Below are 20,677 nucleotides of genomic sequence, written 5' to 3' on the forward strand. Positions count from 1 at the left end.
CCTCATATCTTATCAAACGTACTAACGCTTGCGTAATGCTTCAATAATCTGGTCTGACTCAGTTTATTTGACAGGTGGATCATTGGCGTCCTGAAGGTCTCTTTGATGATGCCTATGTACGCCCTCTCATTTTGAGCCCGAAAACCCATAGTTGAATAACTTCCGAGTCTCCACAAAACGCCCTTCACGAGTATCTGTTCCAAATACAACTGATATCAGTCTTTTGCCATCACGTTCAGCTGTCCCCACAAAATGATATCCGGAATCCTCATCATACCCGGTCTTTAATCCGTCATTCCCATCGTAAGCATACGGCCCACCAATGGAGGACAACATCCAGTTCGTGTTGCTCATGTACATCCCTTTTTGATGCATTGATACTTGCATTTGACTGGAAATTCTTAAAATCTCGGGATGGTTATTCAGCAGATATCGCGCAAGCTTGCATGCATCTATAGCCGTCATTAAGGTCTGTCCTTGTATATCCATCGGACGGTTAGGACCAAGCAGCTTTTCACTGAGGCCCGTTGAATTCGTGAATTGTGTATCCTCAGACAGTCCAATCTGAGTTGCTTTCTGATTCATCTGTTGCACGAACTTCTGCTCTGTACCACTGATATGTTCAGCAAGAGCAACCGCTGCATCATTGGCTGAATAGACAGCTACGATCTCGAACAACTCCTGAACGGTGAACTGCTCTCCCTGTTTCAGGGTCAGTTGACTGCCCCCCACGGAGCTGGCATACAGACTCACATTAACAAGATCATTCCAGCCTATATCACCATTAATCACGGCCTCCATCACTAACAGTTCTGTCATCAACTTACTGACGCCTGCCGGAGCAATCTCTTCGGAGCCGTTAAAATCCATTAAGATCTGTTCAGAGTTCATATCCATTAATACCGCAGATTCAGCTTTAATCCCCGGTTTGCCTACTAGCATGTCCGGTTTCACACCCAAATATATAATAAGCAAGAGAGCCAGCAGCATACCTGCCCGTTTCCACCATTTTTTCATAAGATGATCACCTCTTACCTATATAGACGAAGTAAAGAGGCATTTTGTCTGCACTTTTTTGAAAAAAAGTTAAATTTTTTTTATTTTTTGGTTACAAAAAAAACATGAACTCGATACACCCATGCCAGAGTGTACAGAATCCATGTTTTTAAAGACACTTTTTATTCATTTTCCCAGGAGAATTCTTCATCATAATCTAGCAACCGACTTCTTAAAGGACCCCAATCCTTACAGTTGCTACTGGAAGAAAGGATTACTCAGCTACAACTGCTTTGTCTGCATTCACTTGCAAGTCGCTCAAGTAAACACCTGTTCCATCACCAATCGCATAGTTCATTACACGTTTGTTAACTGGTGCTACAACTGCGCGATACAGTGTAGGGAATACAGGAACTTCATCTACCATGTATTGCTGCCATTGATTGTAGATCTCTTTACGCTTGTCTACATCGAATGCTTCAGCAGAGATACCTTGTGCCAGCAATTTGTCATTCTCTTCGCTGGAGAATCTGGAGAAGTTGTAGAGTGCATCGCGGCCATACAGACCCGATGGATCTACGTCAATACCAACGCCCCATGCTGCTTGATACACATCAATGTTTGGATCATCTTTACCTGTGTTACCTACACGGTCATAGAAGCTGTTGAACTCAACCATTTCCAGGTTTACTTTCAAACCAATAGCTGCCCATGATTGAACATAATAACGAGCCAATGGTTCAGCTGTGTCTCCACCAGTCATGGATACAAAGTTGATTTCGAGCGGTGTTCCATCTGGATTCGTTCGGAATTCACCATCCAGTTTGTAACCAGCTTCGTCGAGCAATGCTTTCGCTGCTTCTGGATCATATGCTACACCCGGATTGTTGGAATCATGGAATTCTGGGTGTGATGGTGGAATCAGGGTTGTTGCATTCCAACGCAGGCCATTATAGAAACGTTTACCAACCTGATCGTTATCTACAGCCATCCACATCGCTTTACGCAAGTTTTTGTCGCCCATTTTTGCTTCAGCATTGCTTTTAACTTTTCCGTTCTCTTCATCCCACGTACCCAGTTTGAAACCGATGTACGTATAAGCACGATCGATGGCGCCAAGGAATTCTACGTTGGACAGGTTTGCATTTTCTTTATATTGATCTGTCGGGAATGCATCCACGAGGTCTACCCCGCCAGATTTCAGTTCTTGAACAACCGTTGTCGGGTTGATAACTTTCAGAGTCACTTTGTCCAGTTTCGGAGCCCCGCGCCAGTAGTCTTCGTTTTTAACATAAGTTACAGACTCACCCGGAGTGATGACATCCACTTTAAATGGACCAAAACCAATTGGTTTTTCACGTACTTCTTTAGAAGAAGACATTTTTGCTACATCCATATCTCCGAAGATATGTTTAGCCAATGGATACGTCCATACGCCACCTGTCAGCAGGGACGGAGTAGATTCTTTATACGTAATGCTGATTTGTTTGTCGCCCAGCACTTTAATACCAGAGATTGTTTTTGCTTTTCCAGCATGATACTCGTCCATACCTACTACACTAGTGAAGTTGGAGTCGTAACGTGGACCATCATACGCTTTGTTACCGATTACTTCATAAGCAAATTGCAGATCTTCAGCCGTTACCGGCTTGCCATCATGCCAGTTCACATTGTCACGAATGGTCAGTGTGAACGTTTTTCCATCTTCAGATGTCTCATACGTTGCTGCACCATCGTTGGTATATACATAGTCTTTATCCCAAGTCAGCAAGCCTTCATCGAACCATTGAAGAACTTGTACATCCGGGTTACCGGAATAGAAATTGTAGTTCAATGTACCTTCAAAAGCAGTATCCGACACAAGTCCAAATGTAATCGATCCACCTTCGATCGCAGTACCCTCATTTGTTTTGACATTGTTGAAGTCATCAATGGAGTAAACGCCCTCTTCATTAGCAGGTTTTTCCTCCGTTTTTCCCTCTTCTGTGTTGGAAGCTGGAGCTGGAGTAGCCGCTTCCTTCTCAGAGCACGCTGCGAGCACCAATACAAAGACCAACATCATCGTGAAAAATAGTCCCCGTGAAAATAATCCCTTTTTCATGAACCTTTCCTCCCTTTTTTTAACCTCTTCTTTGTCTTGCATCAGTCGCACGCTTTAGGGCTTGACCGACATTATTTATACTCAACATCAATACCAGGATCAGCACCGATGCGGGTAGCCATATCCACCATCTGGATTCCAGGGTTTGCGGATTACGTGCATAACTTACGAGTGTTCCAAGACTAGGCGTACTTTCGGGAAAACCAAATCCCAGGAAAGACAGCCCGGATTCGAGGCCAATGTTGGCAGCGAGATTCAATGTCATCGTTACGATGATAATGGAACTCAGATTCGGAAGAACCTGTGAGAGCATAATCTTCAGATGAGAAGAGCCCAATGTTTTTGAAGCTTTTACATAATCCAGTTCCCGTTCCTGTAATGCTTTGGAACGAATCAATCTGGCAATACCCATCCAGAGAAATGCCGTCATGATTAGAGAAAACGAGATGATATTGTATTTCGGAACTGCCGTAACAAACGCGATAACAATCATCAACATCGGAAGGATCATGAAGAAGTCAACAACACGCATAAACAGGTTGTCTATCATTCCACCGAAATAACCGGATAAAAGGCCAATTAAGATACCTATGAAACCAGTCATTAACGTTACGATAATTCCAATGGTCAGGGAGTTACGTGTACCGATGACCAGTTGGCCAAATACATCACGACCTCCATAGTCCGTTCCAAGCCAATATTGAGCGGATGGTGGTTCATATAAGGCAAACAGATCCACGCGTACGATATCATCCTGATTCAGAATGAGAGACGTGCCATATACCAGCAACATGATCAAGCCCAAGAAAATGAGCGAGATTAGTGCCACCTTATCTCTGACAAGTTCCCTCCATAAAATACTCAAGCTGGAGGGGCTTTTATCAACCTTTTGTGAAGTTACAACTACTTCGTTGGCCTTGCTCATCTTGTTTTCACCCCGAAATCTTCAAGTTCTTACTTGATCCGTATACGTGGATCTACAATTCCTAGAATTATGTCAGACAGCAAAGCCCCGAGAATGGAAGCTACGCCGTATAACAATACAAGTGCAGTTACAACGCTGAAGTCACGCAATGAGATGGAACTCAGGAACAACTGTCCCATACCTGGATAACTGAATATACTTTCGATAAATACCGTACCACCGATAAGCCCCGTAATCTCATATCCGAAGAATGCGGCGATAGGTAATAGCGAGTTTCTCAAAATATGTCTGTTATAGATCCGGGATTCTGAAGCGCCTTTGGCTCTCGCAGTAATAACGAATTCCTTATGTTTGATATCAATGATTTCACTACGCAAATATTGAACGGTAGATACCGTTGTAATCAGTGCCATGGATAATGCCGGCAACAATAGATGATAGAACTTACTCATCACGTAGCTGAATGTGCCCGGTGTAAGTCCTGGCGCAACGCTTCCCCCCGTCGGGAACCAGCCGAAGTGGAATCCGAAGATCCATACCATCACCAGTGCGAAGATGAACAATGGTGCGGCAAAGCCCAGGTAGGTGTATCCCGTGATCAACCGATCAGACCAGGTATCGTTGTAACGACCACTGATGATACCCAGTGGAATAGCGATCAGGTAAGTCAGTACAAGCGTCGCCAGTGCGAGCCAGAATGTATTTGCTACACGCTGACCGATCAGGTCCGTAACCGGCATTTTGAAACGGAAGGATTGTCCAAAATCACCTTGGATGGCGTTTTTGATCCAGTCCCAATATTGCACGTACCAAGGATTATTCAATCCCAGTCTCTCTCGCTGGGCTTCCAATGCTTTTGGATCAACGCTTGGATCAAGCAATCCGGTTAACGCATCGCCCGGCATGGCCTTAGCCATCAGAAAGACCAAAAGACTAAGTAAAAATATCTGAGGGATCATTATGATAATTCTGCGTACTATCGTTTTCCACATATGGCCTTCAACCTTTCTGAGGTAGAGCTACTCGGTGAGTATCGGAAATGGATTTGAGCGAGTATGCAAGCCCTTCCTCATCAAAGAAATTTCGGTATGAATGTTCATACTCGGATTTGACCTGTTGACGGAAGGCTACCATTTCCTCTCGTTTGGTTGGGTCCATATCCGGAATGGCTGCAATAAGACGTTTGGTATAGATGTGTTGCGGATTCTCGAAAATATCATTTGTTGTGCCCTGTTCCACATATCGACCTTTATACATAATTCCTATCTCGTCACACATATGGCGGATGATGCCCAGATCGTGACTGATGAACAGATACGTCAAATTTAATTCTTTTTGAATCTCCTGCATGAAATTAAGTACCTGAGCCTGGACCGAGACATCGAGTGCAGATACAGGTTCATCCGCGATAATTAGCTTCGGCTTCAGTGCAATAGCCCGTGCAATGCCGATCCGTTGACGCTGCCCCCCTGAGAATTCATGCGGATATTTGTAGATTGATTCCGGACTCAGGCCAACCTTCTCAAGTAATTCTCTTACTTGTCTTTTCTCCTCGGTAGCTGTCAGACGCTCATAGTTACGAAACGGCTCAGCGATAATATCGATAACCCGCTTCTTAGGATTCAGTGATGAATATGGGTCTTGAAAAATCATTTGTACATCCCGCTGGAGCTGCCTGTTCTTACGTCGCTCCGTAGCCAAGTTTTTCCCGTTAAATAGAATCTTTCCGTCAGTGACATGGTTTAGCCCAATAATGGCTCTGCCTGTTGTTGTTTTACCTGAACCTGATTCGCCAACCAGACCATAGGTCTGTCCTTCTTCAATGGAGAAGCTAACATCATCAACAGCCTTTACACTGCCAATCTCCCGTTTTAGCAATCCACCGCGAATCGGAAAGTGTATCTTGAGCCCTTCTACTTCGAGTAATGCCATTATGTTATTCCTCCTCAGCTTTGGTCAGGGAAATGAAAGTGCTGGTAACAGGTACACCGTACAAAGTGACCTGGTGCAATTTCGTGCATCTGTGGGTTCTCTTCATGAGCCGATTCACTGATCCATGGAATTCGGGCTTTGAATCTGCACCCTTTGCGAGGAAGATTTTTGAGTGATGGTACGATGCCTTGGATGACATGCAATTTGGATCTTTCTTCAGACAGTGTGGGAATAGAGTTCAAGAGTGAGCGGGTATATGGATGCTTCGCATTGTTCATCAATGTGAAGATATCTGCGATTTCAACAATTTCGCCTGCATACATAACTGCAACGCGATCAGCCATCTCAGCTACGACACCCAAGTCATGTGTAATCAGAATAATGCCTGCGTTAATTTCATTCTTCAGATCACGGATCAGCTCCAGAATCTGTAGTTGAATCGTAACGTCAAGCGCTGTCGTTGGTTCATCAGCTATGAGTAATTCCGGTTTGTTCGCAATCGCAATGGCAATAACAATTCTCTGTCTCATGCCACCAGATAATTCGTGGGGATACTGCTTGTATATTTGTTCGGGACGTGGAATCCCTACTTGATTCAATAAGTGAATGACCTTTTCTCTCTTCTCTCTGGAAGACAGCTTGGACTGATGAAGTGTGAGAATCTCTTCAATCTGTTCACCAATAATCATTAGAGGATTTAGTGCGGACAATGGGTCCTGAAAAATCATGCCCATTTCTTTGCCGCGTAGCTTGTTTAATTTGCTTGGGGAGATGTTGGCAATATCTTGTCCTTTATAGAGGATCTGGCCTTCGATCTTTGCTTTGTTATGCAAACCCATAAGAGAGAATGCAAAAGCACTTTTACCTGACCCGGATTCACCTACAATCGCCAACACTTCATTTTTCTTCACCGTAAGGTTAACGTGATCCACTGCTGCATAATAGTCATCTTCAATTCTGAATGATGTTGTTAGATTTCTGACTTCCAATAGCTCTGTATTCAAATCAATCACCCTAACCCCATAATTTCCGTAGATTGTATTCGTGTGTAGAGGAATGCATCTACTGTATATTTCCAAGTTCTTGAAGATAACGAACAATAGCTTATACAAAATACCAAATTGTTAGGAGAAACAAGTTTCAGAGACTTATATTTAGACCATTGGTCAATTAATGTTGATAATTCCTAGTGGAATTATACAGCAAAATAATTAATGTAATCATACGTGTAATTTTAGCTAACGTCAATGCTTATTTTGAGATTTTTGGTATAAATGTTTTTTATACTACAGATTTGGATATTAGTAATACTATAAAGGCATATAGTAGGGATTTTGAGAGGTGTTATCTTGTTTTTAGCTGTGAGGTGTACATAAGTAATTAGTGAAAATAACATGTACATAACATAGTAGTTACATCTAGTGTATGTGTATTTTTAAATTCAAGTAGACATTCTTAATTGTGCGTGAGGTAAATGTTATATATATGAGTAGTGATTATATCTCGATCTATAGCTGAATTTTATTGAATCGGAGCCGTTATGCTTACAATTAAAATAGTATGTGCGATCAGAGTAAAAAATCTAGTTAATCTAGTATAGTTTTATTTATTTGCTAATGTAAAGACCAAATTGTCATCTTTTATCATTTATTTTACAAAAGAAAGAAAAAAGCCCTGCAAAATGCAGAGCTTATCTAATATTTATTCACTTAATTGTATATATAACGCCTTTACTAAGAATCAGGAGGTCTTTTACCACGTTTTAACTCATTAATACTCAAGCCAAAATCCATCTGCAAGTGAGGATAGTCCGGAAAGTTTGCCCAGTCTCCACCCCAAGTGAAACCTAACTCTTTGGCGAGAGCCACAACTTCCATCCAGTCTGCCTTGCCATTGCCGTTATCATCCCGTTCCATATCCCACACCACATCACCCTCAGGCGTCCTCAATGCAAAATCAATTGCTAATCCGTAGTTATGATAAGACTCACCACCACGTGCATTAGTAACGATATTTCCTGCATTTGAGCGTCCTTGGTTGAATAGTGCATCTTGCTCCTCGGAACTTCGGTAGCCGTGGGTGATCACAATCTCTATTCCACGTCTGGCTGCCTTACGTACCAATAACTTCTCATTCTCTGCTACCACAGGATGTAAGCCGATGATTGGCACAGCTTCTTGGATTGTTGTCCCGGGCCACATGTTATCTATATCGCCTTTTTGCTGTAACCACACATATATAATGGAAAGTAAAAGAGTAGCTATAATCCAATTTTTCAGACTCTTTTTTCTCTGTTTGCCTTTACGTTTTGATGTATTCATATCCACTCCTGGTGTTTATTCTGAAACAAACAGCTATTCCTGCTGCATGAACCTTTTCAGTAGATTAGACTCTATTATAATTCATTTGAGCCTTGAATGCTTCTATCGCCACAGTATTGAATTTTTCCATTTGTTAGATTGGATCGTTATTTCTAATACTTCTATTGATATATACAAAAAAGCAGCCGGCTATAAGCCGACTGCTTCGTATGCAAGCTGAGTAAAGACTACTCAGTTGTGTATGGCAATAATGCGATTTGACGGGAGCGTTTGATTGCAATCGTCAGCATGCGTTGGTATTTAGCGCTAGTACCTGTTACACGGCGTGGCAAAATTTTTCCACGTTCGCTGATAAATTTACGAAGCAAGTCCGTATCTTTATAATCGATGTGAGTAATTTTGTTAGCTGTGAAGAAGCACACTTTACGACGTTTATTACGGCCGCCACGACGTGCCGGTCTTTTATCGTTGTCTCCGCCTTCTCTTTGCTTGAAGCCCATGCTTTTCAGTCCTTTCCTATCATGTAACCCATATCTCCTAAGAGTATCAGCTCATGTTAAAATGGCAAATCATCATCCGATATATCAATCGGTTTTCCGTCATCGGAAAAAGGATCCTGATTGTTGCTACGCGAATTATTGTTATTGTTCGCGCGTCCGCCGCCTCCATAAGAAGGCTCTTCACGCATTGGTTGCCCACCGCCGCCACCGCTGTTATCACGGTTAGCTGACTCCAAGAAACGGACATTATCGGCAATAACTTCGGTCACGTATACACGTTTTCCTTCGTTATTCTCGTAGTTCCGTACTTGAATGCGTCCTTCGACTGCAGCCAGGCGTCCTTTGCGCAAGTAGTTCGCACAAGTCTCGGCAAGCTGTCTCCAGGTTACGACCGGAATGAAATCGGCTTCCTTTTCTCCCCCTTGGCTTGTAAACGGTCTGTCCACTGCCAAAGTAAATTGCGTAACTGCTACTCCTGCTGGAGTGTAACGCAACTCAGGATCCCGGGTTAACCGTCCGATCAGAATGACACGGTTCAACAATGTAATCCCCTCCTTCAGAGCGTATTGGTGCGTTAATCACGAGTTGTCTTAAGCAGACTTAACGTCATTGGTAATGAGATAACGAATTACTTCGTCAGAAATCTTCATGAGACGCTCAAGTTCAGTTACAACTGCTGGTTCAGCAGTGAAATGTACCAGAACATAAAAACCATCACGGAATTTCTTGATCTCATACGCAAGACGGCGTTTACCCATAACGTCGTGAGCTGTAACTTCACCACCGCCGTTGGAGATGATGCCTTGGAATTTATCGACTGTAGCTTGAACAACTTCTTGCTCAATGTCAGGACGAATAATGTACATCACTTCATATTTGCGCATAATTTTCACCTCCTTATGGACTCTGGCCCTCAATCTAGGTTGAGAGCAAGGAACGAGCACAAACTCGAACTATATTAATATAACAAATACCGAGTCAAAGTGCAAGCAAACGTTCCCTGTACATATTGGCACATGATCCGCCCGGCTATGGAGCACACTACAGAAGCAACAAAGTAACATAATCTGCAGAGGAGGTTTTATCATGGGTGAAAAAACCGAGTTTGAACCAGGAGACAAAGCCCCAAACGATGGAGAGTACACGGAAGTTGGGGAAAAAAGCTTTGTCACGGAAATTCAAAACCCGAAGCGGGTAACGCTGCAAAAAGGTGAAGCTTTTCCTGAAACAAGCAATCATAATCGCAAGTGGAAGAAGCTGACCAAAGCCCGCGTCCATTAATCGCAATACTTTTTTTACGATCCATGTATATAAAACGGAATAAAGCACATAATACAATCAGGCGGTGCACGAGAGAGGTGTGGTTCCGTTGGACAACGAAGCCGATCATTCGCTGTTGGAGATTCATCACGTAATTTAAGAAGCAAGTGGTTATGTGTAGTAAGGCCCTTCGTCTGAAGCACGCGTATTGCTTCGTGCAGTACACCAAGTGTCTGATTGTTACGACCGATTGTTTCCTAACAAACAAATGCACCGCCGGATAAAGAGCCCTTCGGGGCTCTTTATTTTTCGTTCGAGTCATTAATGATGAATCTGATATGGATACATGTTCAATACATGTTCAATAAAACGTTATACAAAAAAGACTTTCCTAATGGAAAGTCTTCTTATCGATCTTTTTATTAAACTCAATGTGTATTGAGTAAGTTACAATTGAAGTGGCGGAAAGGGTGGGATTCGAACCCACGCACGCTGTGACACGCCTAACTGATTTCGAGTCAGCCCCCTTGGGCCTCTTGGGTACCTTTCCGCAGCAATATTGATTATAGCATGATCATTTACAGAACGCAACACTCATACGGAGCCTGCATGTAAACGTTATTACGCATACTGCATACCGAATTGTTGCAAGCTCAGGATTCAGTGGAATCCTCGGCTGAACGCAGTACCTTCTTCATGTTTTTCTCGAATTTCGCTCTTGGAATCAACACGCTGTGTTTACATCCGACACACTTGATCCGAATATCCATACCCATACGAATGATCTCCATCTCGTTGCTGCCACAGGGATGCTGCTTCTTCATCTGCACGATATCCCCAAGCTGGAAACTTTTACGCTCCACCTGTGCCATCCCCCTCATCTTTCTCCAAAGCTACTGCCTGTTCCAATACGGCTTGATTGCTCATCTCATGATACTCCAGCGTTTTTTTCACATCGCCCTGAATCTGACGTTCCACCGAAGCACGAGAGTTAGGCATACATTCAGCCACAATTCGCACCACATACTCAGATGTAGACATCGACTGTATACCGAGCACATCCGGCACCTTCACAATATTTAGATCACGCTCTTCAATCCCAACCAAAGACTTTTTCACCAGATGTACCGACTCATCGAGACTTAAGTCAGCCTTCATTGGAATATCCACTACAGCCAGGGAATTCGACATGGAGTAGTTCGTTACACTTGCAATCGCCCCGTTTGGGATAATGTGTACCTCACCTTGCCAGCTGACCAGTTTTGTTGTTCTAAGTCCGATCACTTCAACCGTTCCCTTGTAGGTTCCCGTCTGAATAACATCCCCCACAGCGAACTGGTCCTCCAATATAATGAAGAAACCGGTAATAACATCCTTGACCAGACCCTGTGCACCAAAACCAATGGCAAGCCCGAGCACACCAGCACTCGCGAGTAGTGGTCCAACTTGGATATTGATCTCAGATAACAGTAGCAGAATCATAATAAAATTACATGTTATGGAGGTCGCATTTTTCAACAGTTCCCCTACGGTTACGAATCTGCGCGGATTCACGCGTATCTTGCCTTCCTGCTTGCGTTCCATGGAACGATCTATGATTCGATAGACCACCTTAATGACAATACGGGTGATGATAAAAATAATGATGATCCGGATTGAGCTGAACATAATGTTAAGCCACATATCGGGGTCTGCAATTCTGTTCCAGACTTTATCCGTCCAACGAAGGGCTTCATTCACAGCACCAGCGGCGCTACTACTTTCCCCTTGAGCAAATTGAAATGGCAACATCCAGCATGCCTCCTCTACATCGGTATGTTATCATAGCTGTCTTCTGTTTTGAAATAGAGGCCTCGGATCTCTACGAACTCGTTACGAATGATCTTTTGCACTCGCTCCAGATCCTCCTTTGGAAACTGAATACATAACGCACACCCTGCTGTAATTTCTTTTGGTGTAGGGAACAAATCAATCTCTATCTCAGCAAACTCCAGCAGCATTTCAGCACGCAGTGCCTGCTGGGTTGAATCAAACGCAATCAGCATCCAATCGTTAATCCATTCGTCCATGTTCGGCTCCTTTCGCCATACGTCCAACCCTAGAGAAAAAGCTTGTCCTCGTGAAGTATAAAACGCTCTACCTTTCCATATACTGTTACTACTATTCCAAGGGAAAGGATAGATCCTATGAATCCTACTTCGCGTTCCTTTTCATCACAAGACATGACCAGTTTGAAAATCCCCCATACCGATCCAGGTATTCACTCGGCCATTACCCATCGTTTAATGTTCCATCTCTATAAAGCCCATTCTCTGCAAAATGTAGTGATTGTCTGCATCGGCACAGATCGCTCAACAGGCGACTGCCTTGGTCCTCTGGTCGGATCAGCCCTTTCCAAGTGGGACAGCCCTTTATTCCATCTATATGGTACCTTGGATGAACCAGTCCATGCGATGAACCTGCAAGATACACTCCACAACATACAGAAAACACACCAAAACCCTTATGTGATTGGCATTGACGCCTGTCTCGGACAATCATCCAGTGTGGGATGCATTCAAGTTGTGAATGGTCCACTCAAGCCGGGTGCGGGGGTAAATAAAGAATTACCGCCGGTCGGCGATATCCATCTGACAGGTATCGTTAACGTCGGCGGCTTTATGGAATACTTTGTTTTACAGAACACACGGCTCAGTCTTGTTATGCGCATGTCCGAGATTATTTCCAGCAGTCTGTACTCGGCCATTCGGGAATGGCATACACGTTCTACTCTGCTTGCTGTGCCAGAGTAATAGCTTCCTTTTCCTCTGGGGACAGAGTATACGTGGACTCTCCCCCTTTAAGAGGTTTGGCATATACATAAGAACCGTCGCGGTTATATATCCCCGTAAGAATCATGCCATCCTGGCTATCGTTAATCATGGCCATTGAGAAGCTCAGATCACTGCCACGCTCTCCATATGCATTGTACCTTTTCACGCCAACTTTACCTTGAATGCGGGTCAGCTTTTGCATGACAACTTGCAGCTGATTCGTTTGCAGTTTGTGTTCATCCTCAATGCTGTCCATCTGAATTTTCAGATTAACCAGCAACGATTCCAGGTCCTCTACTCCACTGCCAGCCATCATGGCTTCATATTTACGTTTAAACTTTCGTAACTTTGCCCCTTGAACAATACTCACAATCAGCAAGATCACCGTAAGTAATGCCATTCCGCCAATAATCCATAACAGCTGTTCCAGAATCAGCTCGTTTAATTCAGCCATGTAATTGCAACTACCCCTCTATATTTTTGATCAGATTAACGTCTGTCCTGTAATATTATCATTCATTATAAATCAACCCGATATCCATAAGCTTAATCAAGCAACCCTGTATCCAATGAGTTCATCATTTCAACTCTAATCTAGTCTGCCCCAGTCAATTCCAGCACTGCCTTAACGAGTGCATCCACATGCTCTCTAGTTGAATTGTATCCCACACTGGCCCTTACTGCTCCGGTAGCAGTTGTACCAGCAGATTCATGTGCAAGCGGTGTGCAATGAAAACCGGAGCGAACCGCAATCCCATAATTCCGATCTAATCGGAAAGCGAGTTGTGCCGAATCATACCCATCTACAGTAAAAGATACTAATCCGGTGCGTGGCTGTCCAATCTCTGGACCAAGCATTCGAATGCCCTTAACGGATGACAGCCCATCCATCATATGTTGGGTCAGTTCCCACTCATGTTGGTAGATGACCGCTGGTGTCATCTCAAGTACATGCTTCACACCCGCATTCAGCCCAGCGATCCCGACTGTATTCGGCGTCCCCGCTTCATACCGATCAGGACGCACCTTTGGCTGCTCCAGAGCTTCTGACTGACTTCCTGTTCCTCCATGAAGTAAAGGCTCTATATCGAGCTCTGGGGCAATGTACAAGCCCCCTGTACCCTGAGGACCAAGCAGTCCTTTGTGCCCTGGAAAAGCCAACATATCAATGCCCAATTGTTGTACATTCACAGGCATAACCCCAGCACTCTGAGCCGCATCTACCAATAAGATCGCCTGATGTTTACGACATAGGAACGAAATTTCTCCAATTGGAAGAATACTGCCAAGTAGATTGGAACTATGTGTACATACCACCAATCTGGTATTGGAACGAAACATACGTTCCATTTGCATCAGATCAATGGCTCCCGCAGCATTAACAGGTACATAATCAATCTCCACATTTCGGAGTCTTCGCATGTACTCCAGTGGTCGTCTGACTGAGTTATGTTCAGCCATGGTGGCAATCACATGGTCGCCCTCTCTGAGCGAGCCTTGAATCGCCAGATTCAGTGCTTCTGTCGTATTTGATCCGAATGCAATATCATTAGCATTTTTGATTCCAAAGATATTGGATATGGAATTTCTCGTCTCGAACAATACACGACTTGCCTGAACAGCCATCCGGTGACTTCCTCTGCCAGGATTGGCTCCGGCAATCTCCAATGCGCTCAACATCGCATCACCGACAGCAGGTGGTTTGGGCCAAGATGTTGCTGCATGATCTAGATAGATAACTCCCTCCACCTCACAACCACCTCTGTCCCATAAATTAATAATTCCCCTGCACGTAGTGCACATATAACCCTATAAACAAAGAATGACATATCGTTTCTCCATGGAACAGAGGCGATATGTCATGACATGAGTAAGCCCCGCATGTTGTTAATGAATCATAGAACCGACTGTTACTGTAACAATTCCAATAGCCGTTCCAGATCCTGTTGACTGTAGTAGTTGAGCTCAATTTTACCTTTATCTTTATTGTGCTTGATTTTCACTGTTGTTTTGAAACGTTCACGCAGAGATTCTTCCAGTGTATCAATGAATGGATCTTTCTTTTTCAACTTCGATTTGGCTTTAGCCTCACCTGTTTTGGAGCGATCCAATTGTTGAACAGCTTCCTCCAACTCACGTACACTCCATTGCTGATCAATGGTTTGTTTGGCAAGTTGCTTCACCACAACCTCGTCTTTCACACCAACGATCGCACGTGCATGTCCCATAGATAATGTTCCACGTGAAACATGGTCTTTTACTTCTTCAGGCAACGATAACAGACGCAAGAAGTTAGCAATGTGAGAACGTGATTTACCTACTTTTACAGACAACTCTTCCTGAGTCAACGCGAATTGATCCATTAACCCCTGATAAGCAACTGCAACTTCCATGGCGTTCAGATTCTCCCGTTGCAGGTTCTCGATCAACGCAATCTCCATTACCTGCTGATCACTGAAGTTGCGGACTACAGCCGGTACCGTGGCATTACCACAATATTGCGAAGCTCTGAACCGTCGTTCTCCGGCAATAATCTCATAACCTCGCAATACAGGACGAACAATAATGGGTTGTATGACACCATGCTGACGAATGGACTCAGCCAGTTCATGTATTGCGCCCTCATCAAATACTTTACGTGGTTGATAGGGGTTAGCCCGCAGTTGACTAATCGGGATTTCTACGACTTTATCATCGTCATTAATTGAAAGCGAAGGAATGAGGGCATCAAGACCTTTTCCAAGCCGCTTACTCATAAGAAATCACTTCCTTTGCGAGCTCTAAATACACTTCCGCCCCTCTTGAACGAGGGTCATACGTGATAATGGATTGACCATGAGATGGTGCTTCACTAAGCCGTACGTTACGCGGAATAATTGTTTGATATACTTTTTGTTGAAAATACTTTTTCACTTCTTCAATAACCTGAATTCCCAGATTGGTCCGCGCATCAAACATCGTCAGCAATACCCCTTCAATCTGCAAGGATGTATTCAGATGTTTCTGTACCAGACGAACCGTATTGAGCAACTGACTTAATCCTTCAAGTGCATAATACTCACACTGAATCGGAATGATCACCGAATCGGAAGCAGTCAACGAATTGATCGTTAACATACCAAGAGATGGTGGACAATCGATCAGTATGTAATCATAGTTTTTTTTCACCATGGCGAGTGATTTTTTCAGGCGAACTTCCCGTGATATCGTGGACACCAATTCGATCTCGGCTCCGGCAAGCTGAATCGTTGCAGGTATGATATGAAGGCCTTCAATCTGAGTCTCCACAATCGCTTCTTGAGGAGGAACCTCATTAATAATGACATCATATATACAATTAGCCACATCTGCTTTATTGATTCCGACTCCGCTGGTTGTATTCCCCTGAGGGTCAATATCGACAAGCAATACTCTTTTCCCGAGTGAAGCCAGTCCTGCACCCAAGTTAACAGATGTCGTCGTTTTCCCCACACCGCCCTTTTGATTTGCTACGGCCATAATCTTAGACAATTACTTCACCTCAAATAAAATAGGAGTCTTTTCTGTAGGTTGTGAGATATTGTTAACAAAAAGCAGGCGGCTATCGTCCACACAAACAACAACTACCGTTCCATCAATATACCGACCGTTCTTTATAAATGTCAGACCTAACTTGCTTTATAGACATAAAAAGCGGCCCATTGCCGCCATAAGCTTCAATTATTTGCGTTTTGGAATATGGATAACGATCTCATAATGATCCTCATGGTCTGCTTCTTTGGTTTTGATGTCCAGACCAGAACCAGTTACCATATCAATGGATTGGCGAATTGTATTAAGTGCAAGCCTTACATCCTTGGTAAAGGAAACACGTCTAGATTTTTTAATCTTAGAAGATTCCTTGTAGAAGGCAACACGTGCCTCTGTCTGTTTCACATTTAATTCTTTTTCAATAATTTCACCGAGCAACTTCATCTGCAGTTCTTCCGTATCCAGAGAAAGTAATGCTCTTGCATGCCGTTCAGAAATTTTGCGTTCCATCAATGCGGCCTTAATGCCCTCCGGAAGCTGTAACAACCGAATTTTATTTGCGATGGTTGACTGGCTTTTGCCGAGTCGTTGTGCCAGACTTTCCTGTGTCAATTGATGCAAGTCGATCAGCTTCTGATAAGCGACAGCTTCCTCAATTGAAGTCAATCCTTCACGCTGCAAGTTCTCAATCAGAGCAATGGATGCGGCCTGAGAGTCGTTGAATTCACGCACAATAGCCGGAATCGTATCCAAACCCAATTTTCGAACTGCACGCCAGCGACGTTCCCCGGCAATAATCTCATATGATCCATTTCGCACGCGAACGACAATAGGCTGAATTACACCATGTGTTTTGATCGTCTGCAACAACTCATCAATCTTATCATCATCAAAAATAGTACGGGGTTGATATGGGCTGCTCACAATTTCATTAACCGGAATCTGTTTGATCTCATCTCCGTTATTGCGCTCCGCCAAACCAAACAACTTCGAAAATTGTTCTTTCATTCCGCAGATTACCACCTAGTTTCGTAATAGCTCCCACAGTCTTTGCAGGTGCTTCTTATTCAATAAGCGACCTTTCACATGCATCGTTCTTGGAATAAGTTTTGCCTTTCGTAACGCTTTCTGTCATGCAACATCGAACGCATATCCATCTATCTATACATATAATCTATGATCGCTGTGACCCAGGATCGGATACTTCTATTCTATCATCTTTTCTATCATAATCCTATGCTTACCTATTCTTTAAACTCTGCTAATTTTCCTGCTTTTTCTTTGTGAATATTGGAAATATGACGACTTGCACACATTCAATTAATGAAATTGTTCATGAGTTACTGTGCGTGAAATTCATCATTACAGGTTCTTTAAGGAATATGTAATACGAAGTATCTGTAATGTTGATCCAGTCCTCCATTTCAGAAAACAAAAAAAAGAGAATGTTTCACGTGAAACATCCTCTTTATCTATGTCTATAATTCTATTTCGTTTTGACTCACTTCAAAACCATCAGGCAACTATATCAGCGGAGTCTTCATTGGAGTACCTGGTTTGCGTGGATACTTATATGGTGTCTTATCAAATTTCTGAATCAGAATGATGTGACGCTCTGATTCTTCAACCGGCAGCTGGAAAGGATGAACGGCCTTAACCCGTCCTTTCAGCTGATTGAAGCTGAACTCCGCTTCCTTCATTTCTTCACGCGGGTCTCCGCCCTTCATGGCAGCGAATATTCCACTTTTACGAACAAAAGGAAGACAGAATTCATTTAGCACAGCCAGCTTGGCTACTGCACGCGCCGTAACAAGATCGTAGCTGTCACGATACCCTTCTTTGCGTGCAATCTCTTCAGCACGTCCATGGACCAATTCCACATCAGTCAGGCCAAGGATATCTACCACATGCTGTAGAAAGCCAATACGTTTATTTAATGAATCAATGATCGTCAGCTTAATATGCGGGAAACAGATTTTCAGTGGCAATCCCGGAAAACCTGCTCCTGATCCAATATCAGCAAGCTTATTCACTTTGGTCATGTCTGTATAAAAGGCCAACGATACCGAATCATAGAAATGTTTTGTATACACTTGCTCCCGATCCGTTATGCCCGTCAGATTCATCTTTTCATTCCAGGATACCAGTTCCTGATAATACAGTTCGAATTGCTCCAACTGGAGTTCGCCCAGCTCTAATCCATGTTTCTTTAAGCGCCGCTGCAGTTGCTGTTGAATATCGTCCATTATTGTCCCCTTGCTGCGGTTACACGGTTATAATGCTCCAGGTAGACCAGCAGAATGGAGATGTCGGCAGGAGTAACTCCAGCAATACGAGAAGCCTGACCAATCGAGATTGGACGAATCATAGTGAGCTTCTGTTTGGCTTCCATAGCAAGACCATGAATCTCATCATATACGATGGTGTCCGGAATTTTCTTTTTCTCCATCTTTTGCAAACGTTCCACGTGGATCAATTGTTTCTCAATATAACCCGCATATTTAATTTGTATTTCCACTTGTTCTTTCATATCTGCTGTCAGTTCTACCTCAGATGGTGAGAGCTGTTCAATCAGTTCATACCCCAGCTCCGGGCGACGCAGCAAGGTAAGCAACGTACTGCCATCCTGAATAGGTGTAGATCCGTACTCTTCCAGCTTGGCATTCACTTCAACCGGGCGAGCTTTAGCCACTTTCAGACGTGCAACTTCCTGCTCGACTTTCGCCTTTTTATCCAGGAATTTCGCATAACGCTCTTCAGGGATCAGGCCAATGTCATGTCCAATTTCCGTCAAACGCATATCTGCATTATCATGGCGAAGCAACAGACGATATTCAGCGCGTGAAGTCAACAGACGATACGGTTCATTTGTACCCTTTGTGACCAGATCATCAATCAGCACGCCAATATAACCTTGGGAACGATCCAGTATTACCGGCTCTTTCCCCTGTACTTTGAGTGCAGCGTTGATTCCAGCCATAACACCTTGTCCTGCTGCTTCTTCATAGCCGGAGGTACCATTAATCTGACCCGCCGTAAACAGACCTGGTAAACGTTTAGTTTCCAGTGAAGGCCACAATTGTGTAGGCACCATCGCATCGTATTCAATCGCATAACCGTTACGCATCATTTCCACTTTTTCCATACCTGGAATTGAACGCAGCATAGCCAGTTGAACGTCTTCTGGCATACTCGTAGACAACCCCTGTACGTAATACTCGGATGTGTTCTTGCCTTCCGGCTCAAGGAATATCTGATGTTTCGGCTTGTCACTGAAACGAACAATTTTATCTTCAATAGAAGGGCAATAACGTGGTCCGGTTCCTTCAATAAGCCCCGAGAACATCGGAGCACGATGCAGATTATCATTAATAATCTGATGTGTATCCACAGATGTATACGTCAACCAGCAAGGCAACTGCTCATTATCGGAAGATTCTGTTTCATAGGAAAAGAACTTCGGCTTGTCATCACCAGGCTGAATTTCGGTTTTGCTAAAATCAATCGTATCCTTATGCACGCGTGGTGGTGTACCCGTTTTGAAACGAACCAGATCAAAGCCCAGTTCACGCAGATTCTCTGACAATTTAAGAGAGGGTTGTTGATTATTTGGTCCACTCTCATACATCAACTCGCCCATAATCACTTTGCCGCGCAAATATGTGCCTGTCGTTAGAACGACTGCTTTAGCCCGATACTCTGTTCCGGTCTGGGTCACAACGCCTACACATTTTCCATCTTCAACGATCAGTCGATCAACCATACCCTGACGCATTGTCAGATTACGTTCATTCTCCATCGTTTCCTTCATTTTATGCTGGTAGGAGAATTTATCTGCCTGAGCACGAAGCGCGTGAACAGCAGGCCCTTTGCCCGTGTTAAGCATTCGCATCTGAATAAAGGTTTTATCGATATTCCGTCCCATTTCTCCACCAAGTGCATCAATCTCGCGTACAACATGTCCTTTGGCCGGTCCCCCAATAGATGGGTTACAAGGCATAAAGGCCACCATGTCCAGATTGATCGTAATCATTAGTGTTTTGGACCCCATACGAGCTGCGGCCAGCGCGGATTCTACACCAGCATGTCCTGCACCAACGACGATTACATCATAACTGCCGCCATCAAAAGCCATTCCCGTTTACCTCCTTATTCCGCTGCATTTGATGTAACTCACACAGACGGATCATGTTCTACAATAATGAGACTACTTCTAACCGTTCATCGGAACTTGCATTCCTATCTATATGAAACCAACACGTAATGGCTACAATATCATTCTATCCTTTGACAACAGGCAGAAATTGTACCTTTCTATC

Annotated in this window: 22 protein-coding genes and 1 tRNA gene; 2 read left to right on the plus strand and 21 right to left on the minus strand. The window is 43.7% G+C overall.

Annotated elements, in window-relative coordinates; translation table 11 throughout:
• Nucleotides 1–126 precede the first annotated feature (126 nt).
• From ACETMN_RS33095 to rpsF, 10 genes are all read right to left on the minus strand, one after another.
• Nucleotides 127–1,017: a D-alanyl-D-alanine carboxypeptidase family protein gene (locus ACETMN_RS33095; RefSeq protein ID WP_074092891.1), complete on the minus strand. Its 891-nt coding sequence runs from the start codon at nt 1,015–1,017 to the stop codon at nt 127–129.
• 253 nt (nt 1,018–1,270) lie between these two features.
• Complete coding sequence (locus ACETMN_RS33100; RefSeq protein ID WP_091012205.1) at nt 1,271–3,097, minus strand: oligopeptide ABC transporter substrate-binding protein; 1,827 nt, start codon at nt 3,095–3,097, stop codon at nt 1,271–1,273.
• Between the two features lie 19 nt (nt 3,098–3,116).
• Nucleotides 3,117–4,022 carry an ABC transporter permease gene (locus ACETMN_RS33105; RefSeq protein WP_091012204.1) on the minus strand — a complete coding sequence of 302 codons (906 nt, stop codon included), beginning with the start codon at nt 4,020–4,022 and terminating at the stop codon, nt 3,117–3,119.
• Between the two features lie 29 nt (nt 4,023–4,051).
• A complete protein-coding gene (gene opp4B / locus ACETMN_RS33110) occupies nt 4,052–5,014 on the minus strand; it encodes an oligopeptide ABC transporter permease (protein ID WP_036611942.1) in 963 nt (320 codons plus the stop codon).
• 7 nt (nt 5,015–5,021) lie between these two features.
• The gene (locus tag ACETMN_RS33115) at nt 5,022–5,954 is read right to left on the minus strand and encodes an ABC transporter ATP-binding protein (protein WP_017691436.1); all 933 of its coding nucleotides are present in this window, start codon (nt 5,952–5,954) and stop codon (nt 5,022–5,024) included.
• Between the two features lie 14 nt (nt 5,955–5,968).
• Nucleotides 5,969–6,958 (minus strand): ABC transporter ATP-binding protein, encoded by a 990-nt coding sequence (locus ACETMN_RS33120; RefSeq protein ID WP_091013183.1) that lies wholly within the window; start codon nt 6,956–6,958, stop codon nt 5,969–5,971.
• 729 nt (nt 6,959–7,687) lie between these two features.
• Nucleotides 7,688–8,275 carry a M15 family metallopeptidase gene (locus ACETMN_RS33125; protein WP_091012202.1) on the minus strand — a complete coding sequence of 196 codons (588 nt, stop codon included), beginning with the start codon at nt 8,273–8,275 and terminating at the stop codon, nt 7,688–7,690.
• A gap of 227 nt (nt 8,276–8,502) precedes the next feature.
• The gene (gene rpsR, locus ACETMN_RS33130) at nt 8,503–8,775 is read right to left on the minus strand and encodes a 30S ribosomal protein S18 (RefSeq protein WP_017691433.1); all 273 of its coding nucleotides are present in this window, start codon (nt 8,773–8,775) and stop codon (nt 8,503–8,505) included.
• A 56-nt stretch (nt 8,776–8,831) separates the two neighbouring features.
• Nucleotides 8,832–9,317: a single-stranded DNA-binding protein gene (ssb, locus tag ACETMN_RS33135; protein WP_017691432.1), complete on the minus strand. Its 486-nt coding sequence runs from the start codon at nt 9,315–9,317 to the stop codon at nt 8,832–8,834.
• Nucleotides 9,318–9,365: 48 nt separating this feature from the next.
• Nucleotides 9,366–9,659, minus strand: coding sequence for a 30S ribosomal protein S6 (gene rpsF, locus ACETMN_RS33140; RefSeq protein ID WP_036611944.1), 294 nt, complete (start codon nt 9,657–9,659; stop codon nt 9,366–9,368).
• 202 nt (nt 9,660–9,861) lie between these two features.
• Between rpsF and ACETMN_RS33145 the strand changes: the two genes are divergently transcribed.
• The gene (locus tag ACETMN_RS33145; RefSeq protein ID WP_036671877.1) at nt 9,862–10,056 is read left to right on the plus strand and encodes a YjzC family protein; all 195 of its coding nucleotides are present in this window, start codon (nt 9,862–9,864) and stop codon (nt 10,054–10,056) included.
• A gap of 438 nt (nt 10,057–10,494) precedes the next feature.
• On the opposite strand, the gene ACETMN_RS33150 is transcribed toward ACETMN_RS33145, so the two are convergent.
• The 4 genes from ACETMN_RS33150 to ACETMN_RS33165 form a co-directional block, all read right to left on the minus strand.
• Nucleotides 10,495–10,585 (minus strand) — tRNA-Ser (locus ACETMN_RS33150).
• 103 nt (nt 10,586–10,688) lie between these two features.
• Nucleotides 10,689–10,898, minus strand: coding sequence for a DUF951 domain-containing protein (locus tag ACETMN_RS33155; protein WP_036611950.1), 210 nt, complete (start codon nt 10,896–10,898; stop codon nt 10,689–10,691).
• Nucleotides 10,888–11,826 (minus strand): mechanosensitive ion channel family protein, encoded by a 939-nt coding sequence (locus ACETMN_RS33160; RefSeq protein WP_307540948.1) that lies wholly within the window; start codon nt 11,824–11,826, stop codon nt 10,888–10,890. Before ACETMN_RS33160 ends, ACETMN_RS33155 begins: the two co-directional genes overlap by 11 nt.
• A gap of 14 nt (nt 11,827–11,840) precedes the next feature.
• Nucleotides 11,841–12,104: a DUF3343 domain-containing protein gene (locus ACETMN_RS33165; RefSeq protein ID WP_017691427.1), complete on the minus strand. Its 264-nt coding sequence runs from the start codon at nt 12,102–12,104 to the stop codon at nt 11,841–11,843.
• 117 nt (nt 12,105–12,221) lie between these two features.
• Between ACETMN_RS33165 and yyaC the strand changes: the two genes are divergently transcribed.
• Nucleotides 12,222–12,827, plus strand: a complete 606-nt coding sequence (gene yyaC / locus ACETMN_RS33170; RefSeq protein WP_091012199.1) for a spore protease YyaC — start codon at nt 12,222–12,224, stop codon at nt 12,825–12,827.
• On the opposite strand, the gene ACETMN_RS33175 is transcribed toward yyaC, so the two are convergent.
• From ACETMN_RS33175 to mnmG, 7 genes are all read right to left on the minus strand, one after another.
• Nucleotides 12,802–13,302 carry a DUF4446 family protein gene (locus ACETMN_RS33175; RefSeq protein ID WP_036611960.1) on the minus strand — a complete coding sequence of 167 codons (501 nt, stop codon included), beginning with the start codon at nt 13,300–13,302 and terminating at the stop codon, nt 12,802–12,804. The genes yyaC and ACETMN_RS33175 overlap by 26 nt on opposite strands.
• A gap of 140 nt (nt 13,303–13,442) precedes the next feature.
• The gene (locus tag ACETMN_RS33180) at nt 13,443–14,597 is read right to left on the minus strand and encodes an aminotransferase class V-fold PLP-dependent enzyme (protein WP_091012197.1); all 1,155 of its coding nucleotides are present in this window, start codon (nt 14,595–14,597) and stop codon (nt 13,443–13,445) included.
• 161 nt (nt 14,598–14,758) lie between these two features.
• The gene (locus tag ACETMN_RS33185; protein ID WP_017691423.1) at nt 14,759–15,604 is read right to left on the minus strand and encodes a ParB/RepB/Spo0J family partition protein; all 846 of its coding nucleotides are present in this window, start codon (nt 15,602–15,604) and stop codon (nt 14,759–14,761) included.
• The gene (locus ACETMN_RS33190) at nt 15,597–16,358 is read right to left on the minus strand and encodes a ParA family protein (RefSeq protein WP_024629525.1); all 762 of its coding nucleotides are present in this window, start codon (nt 16,356–16,358) and stop codon (nt 15,597–15,599) included. Before ACETMN_RS33190 ends, ACETMN_RS33185 begins: the two co-directional genes overlap by 8 nt.
• A 189-nt stretch (nt 16,359–16,547) precedes the next feature.
• On the minus strand, nt 16,548–17,366 hold the full coding sequence (gene noc / locus ACETMN_RS33195; RefSeq protein ID WP_091012196.1) for a nucleoid occlusion protein: 819 nt from the start codon (nt 17,364–17,366) through the stop codon (nt 16,548–16,550).
• 515 nt (nt 17,367–17,881) lie between these two features.
• Nucleotides 17,882–18,604, minus strand: a complete 723-nt coding sequence (gene rsmG, locus ACETMN_RS33200) for a 16S rRNA (guanine(527)-N(7))-methyltransferase RsmG (RefSeq protein WP_074092898.1) — start codon at nt 18,602–18,604, stop codon at nt 17,882–17,884.
• On the minus strand, nt 18,604–20,493 hold the full coding sequence (gene mnmG, locus ACETMN_RS33205; RefSeq protein WP_091012194.1) for a tRNA uridine-5-carboxymethylaminomethyl(34) synthesis enzyme MnmG: 1,890 nt from the start codon (nt 20,491–20,493) through the stop codon (nt 18,604–18,606). Before mnmG ends, rsmG begins: the two co-directional genes overlap by 1 nt.
• Between the last annotated feature and the right edge of the window lie 184 nt (nt 20,494–20,677).

It is taken from the genome of Paenibacillus sp. M2 (assembly GCF_046713495.1).
GTDB classification, from domain to species: Bacteria; Bacillota; Bacilli; order Paenibacillales; family Paenibacillaceae; genus Paenibacillus; species Paenibacillus amylolyticus_B.

What these genes read in the sequence shown, in the direction of transcription:
- noc (WP_091012196.1), bottom strand. Translation starts at nt 17,366, where the DNA reads ATGAAAGAACAATTTTCGAAGTTGTTTGGTTTGGCGGAGCGCAATAAC.
- ACETMN_RS33115 (WP_017691436.1), bottom strand. Translation starts at nt 5,954, where the DNA reads ATGGCATTACTCGAAGTAGAAGGGCTCAAGATACACTTTCCGATTCGC.
- rpsF (WP_036611944.1), bottom strand. Translation starts at nt 9,659, where the DNA reads ATGCGCAAATATGAAGTGATGTACATTATTCGTCCTGACATTGAGCAA.
- rpsR (WP_017691433.1), bottom strand. Translation starts at nt 8,775, where the DNA reads ATGGGCTTCAAGCAAAGAGAAGGCGGAGACAACGATAAAAGACCGGCA.
- ACETMN_RS33175 (WP_036611960.1), bottom strand. Translation starts at nt 13,302, where the DNA reads ATGGCTGAATTAAACGAGCTGATTCTGGAACAGCTGTTATGGATTATT.
- ACETMN_RS33100 (WP_091012205.1), bottom strand. Translation starts at nt 3,097, where the DNA reads ATGAAAAAGGGATTATTTTCACGGGGACTATTTTTCACGATGATGTTG.
- ACETMN_RS33095 (WP_074092891.1), bottom strand. Translation starts at nt 1,017, where the DNA reads ATGAAAAAATGGTGGAAACGGGCAGGTATGCTGCTGGCTCTCTTGCTT.
- yyaC (WP_091012199.1), top strand. Translation starts at nt 12,222, where the DNA reads ATGAATCCTACTTCGCGTTCCTTTTCATCACAAGACATGACCAGTTTG.
- ACETMN_RS33105 (WP_091012204.1), bottom strand. Translation starts at nt 4,022, where the DNA reads ATGAGCAAGGCCAACGAAGTAGTTGTAACTTCACAAAAGGTTGATAAA.
- ACETMN_RS33185 (WP_017691423.1), bottom strand. Translation starts at nt 15,604, where the DNA reads ATGAGTAAGCGGCTTGGAAAAGGTCTTGATGCCCTCATTCCTTCGCTT.
- rsmG (WP_074092898.1), bottom strand. Translation starts at nt 18,604, where the DNA reads ATGGACGATATTCAACAGCAACTGCAGCGGCGCTTAAAGAAACATGGA.
- mnmG (WP_091012194.1), bottom strand. Translation starts at nt 20,493, where the DNA reads ATGGCTTTTGATGGCGGCAGTTATGATGTAATCGTCGTTGGTGCAGGA.
- ACETMN_RS33125 (WP_091012202.1), bottom strand. Translation starts at nt 8,275, where the DNA reads ATGAATACATCAAAACGTAAAGGCAAACAGAGAAAAAAGAGTCTGAAA.
- ACETMN_RS33145 (WP_036671877.1), top strand. Translation starts at nt 9,862, where the DNA reads ATGGGTGAAAAAACCGAGTTTGAACCAGGAGACAAAGCCCCAAACGAT.
- ACETMN_RS33160 (WP_307540948.1), bottom strand. Translation starts at nt 11,826, where the DNA reads ATGTTGCCATTTCAATTTGCTCAAGGGGAAAGTAGTAGCGCCGCTGGT.
- opp4B (WP_036611942.1), bottom strand. Translation starts at nt 5,014, where the DNA reads ATGTGGAAAACGATAGTACGCAGAATTATCATAATGATCCCTCAGATA.
- ACETMN_RS33165 (WP_017691427.1), bottom strand. Translation starts at nt 12,104, where the DNA reads ATGGACGAATGGATTAACGATTGGATGCTGATTGCGTTTGATTCAACC.